Annotated in this window: 4 protein-coding genes and 1 pseudogene; all 5 read right to left on the bottom strand. The window is 64.5% G+C overall.

The genetic code is table 11. The annotated features are described in order from the left end of the window. Positions 1-120 (bottom strand): glutathione S-transferase N-terminal domain-containing protein (locus RMO40_RS01870; RefSeq protein WP_309715497.1); only part of this gene is annotated, 120 nt, incomplete at its 3' end. Positions 121-185: 65 nt separating this feature from the next. Continuing rightward, the gene (locus tag RMO40_RS01875; protein WP_309715490.1) at positions 186-629 is read right to left on the bottom strand and encodes a hotdog fold thioesterase; all 444 of its coding nucleotides are present in this window, start codon (positions 627-629) and stop codon (positions 186-188) included. A gap of 7 nt (positions 630-636) precedes the next feature. After that, positions 637-1,428: an SDR family NAD(P)-dependent oxidoreductase gene (locus RMO40_RS01880; protein ID WP_309715492.1), complete on the bottom strand. Its 792-nt coding sequence runs from the start codon at positions 1,426-1,428 to the stop codon at positions 637-639. Next, the gene (locus RMO40_RS01885) at positions 1,425-1,637 is read right to left on the bottom strand and encodes a hypothetical protein (protein ID WP_309715494.1); all 213 of its coding nucleotides are present in this window, start codon (positions 1,635-1,637) and stop codon (positions 1,425-1,427) included. Before RMO40_RS01885 ends, RMO40_RS01880 begins: the two co-directional genes overlap by 4 nt. A 1-nt stretch (position 1,638) precedes the next feature. Next, a pseudogene (locus RMO40_RS01890) lies at positions 1,639-2,893 on the bottom strand (acyl-CoA dehydrogenase family protein); the annotation flags it as partial.

Below are 2,893 nucleotides of genomic sequence, written 5' to 3' on the forward strand. Positions count from 1 at the left end.
CTTGGGCAGCATCACCGGCACCGAAACCGACTTCCAGGCGAGCGCCTTGTAGCCGAGGATCAGGCGCACCTTCTCGGAGAAAGGAGAACCGTCGTAGTGGTGCAGGATCAGGTCGGACATGGGGTCTCTTTCAATTGGGAACCGGGCTCGCAGGCTGTTCGGCTCGGCAAGGCGCTCGGCGAGTCTCAGTCCGAAGCGTTGGGCCGCATGATCTTGCGCCCGCCCGCCGGCAGGCCCTTCAGGTACTTGAAGGTGCCGCTCGCCTGCGCCACGACGGCGCCCTTTTCGTCGAGCACCTGCGCTTCGCAGAACGCGAGCGAACTGGTGGCGTGCACACGGCGGGCCTTGGCCAGCAGGCGGCCGAGGCCCGGGCGCATGAAGCTCGTCTTCATCTCGATGGTGACCACGCCAATGCCGTTGCTCTGCCCTTCACCCCCGCGGCCGGAGCTTCGCGCGGCGTGCGCCATGGCCACGTCGAGCAGCGTCATGGTCACGCCGCCGTGCGCCACGCTCCAGGAATTGCACAGTTCCTCGCGCAGCTCGACGGCGATTTCCGCTTCGCCGTCTTCGAATTTCAGCAACTCGAAACCGAGGTGTTCGACGAACGGAATGAAGGTATGGAAATTCATGGCCGACTCAACCGCCATGGACCGCCGATACTCCCCCGTCCACCGCGAGGATCTGCCCTGTGATGTGGCGGCCGGCAGCGGATGCAAACAGCAGCGCCGCGCCCTTCAGGTCGTCATCACCACCGATGCGTTGCAGCGGCGCCTTCTGCGCCATCTTGTCGGCGCCCACACGGTCTAGCGTGCCCTTGGTCATCTTGCTCGGGAAGAAACCCGGCGCCAGCGCATTGACGTTGATGCCGTGCTTGCCCCACTCGCCTGCGAGCGTGCGCGTGAAGTTGACGACCGCGCCCTTGCTCGTGCCGTAGGCGATGTACTGGATGTCGGGGCCGGCGCCCGAAAGACCGGCGATCGAGGCCACGTTGATGATGCGGCCCTGCTTGCGCGGGATCATGCTCGCCTTGCCCACTGCCTGGCTCATCAGGAAGATGCTGCGGATGTTGAGGTTCATCACCTTGTCCCAGGCTTCGAGTGGGTAGTCTTCAGCCGCCGCACCCCAAGTGGCACCGGCGTTGTTGACGAGGATGTCGATGTGGCCCAGGCGCTTCATCGCGTCAGTCACCACACGCTCGATCTCGGCGGGCTGGCTGGCGTCGGCAGCGATCCACAGGGCTTCGATACCGCGTGCTTTCAAGTGCGCGGCAGCCTCTTCGAGGTCAGCGGCCTTGCGCGAGGTGAGAAACACCTTGGCGCCAGCCTCGCCGAGCGACTCGGCAATCTGCAAGCCCAGGCCGCGCGAACCGCCGGTGATGAGAGCGGTCTTTCCGCTGAGGTCGAACAGTTTCTGGATCCGTGTGCTCATGATGTTTTGTCTTTGGTTGGAGGGAGTTCTTTCATGCGCGAGCGCACGTAGATGAGTGCGAAGCCAACGATGGCAAGCACGCCGCCCACAGCGATCACGCCATAACCAAGGCCATCGTTTGTGCGCTGAACCGAGAGACCCAGGCCGACGAGGATCAGGCCGCCGTAGACGTACACCCAGATCAGCGCATCGACGGTGCTCGTCTTCATCTCAGAACCAGGCCTCGTTCATGCTGCGGCAGGTGTCGTCGCGCGTCTCGACGACCTTGAGCCAGGCCGGCACACGCGGCAACTCGTAGTTGAAGAAGTAGCGCGCAGCAGCCAGCTTGCCTTGGCGCAACTCATCGGGTGCCGACGAGGCCTGCACACACAGCGCCAGGTCAAGCCAGATCCACGCGAGCACGGTGTGGCCGAAGCCTTGCAAATACGGTGTGGCGTTGGCGAGCGCTTCTTCGGGCACACCCGTGGCCCAGGCCGATTTGGTGGTGTTGCCCAACAGCTTGAGCGTGCCGGCCAGTGCGTTGGCGGGCTCGGCCCACTCCTTGGTTTGCAGCGCCCGCTCGATGGTGGCGTTGATCTTGGTGGCCAGCAGTGCGAGGCCCTTGCCACCGTCCATCACCACCTTGCGGCCCAGCAGGTCGAGACCCTGGATGCCGTGTGTGCCTTCATGGATCATGTTCAGGCGGTTGTCGCGCCAGTACTGCTCGACCGGGTAGTCACGCGTGTAGCCGTAGCCGCCGTGGATCTGGATGGCGAGACTGTTGGCCTCCAGGCACCACTCGCTGGGCCAGCTCTTCGCGATGGGCGTGAGCATCTCCAGCAGCAAGCCCGCTTCGGCCGCCGCTTCGCCGGTGTGCAACTCATCGACCAGCTTGGCGCAGTACAGCTCCAGCGCCAGCGCACCTTCGCAGCAAGACTTCTGTGCCAGCAGCATGCGCTTCACGTCGGCGTGCTGAATGATCGGCACCTGCGGCTGTTTGGGGTTCTTGCCTTCGGGGTTGATGGGGCGGCCTTGCGGGCGGCCCTTCGCGTAGTCGAGGCTGGCCTCGTAGCCCGCATAACCCAGCATCACGGCGCCCAGGCCCACACCGATGCGCGCCTCGTTCATCATGTGGAACATGCACTTGAGGCCGTCACCCGGCTTGCCACGTGCCGCGAACTAGCCTTCGCCAAAGTTCAGCAGCGTGTTCGGGATGCCGCGGTAGCCGAGCTTGTGGTTCAAGCCTGCAAGCGCCACGTCGTTGCGCTCGCCGGTGAGCGCGCCTTCCGCATCCACCAGCTTCTTCGGCACGATGAAGAGCGAGATGCCCTTGGTGCCCGCGATCAACGCGCCATCGGGCCCGGGGATCTTGGCCAGCACCAGGTGCACGATGTTCTCCGTGATCTCGTGCTCGCCGGCGCTGATCCACATCTTGTTGCCGCGCAGGCGAAAACGTGGGCCCAGCGGGTCGCCATCGAAGCCGTCG

The organism is Rhizobacter sp. (genome assembly GCF_031412075.1).
Lineage (GTDB): Bacteria > Pseudomonadota > Gammaproteobacteria > Burkholderiales > Burkholderiaceae_C > Rhizobacter.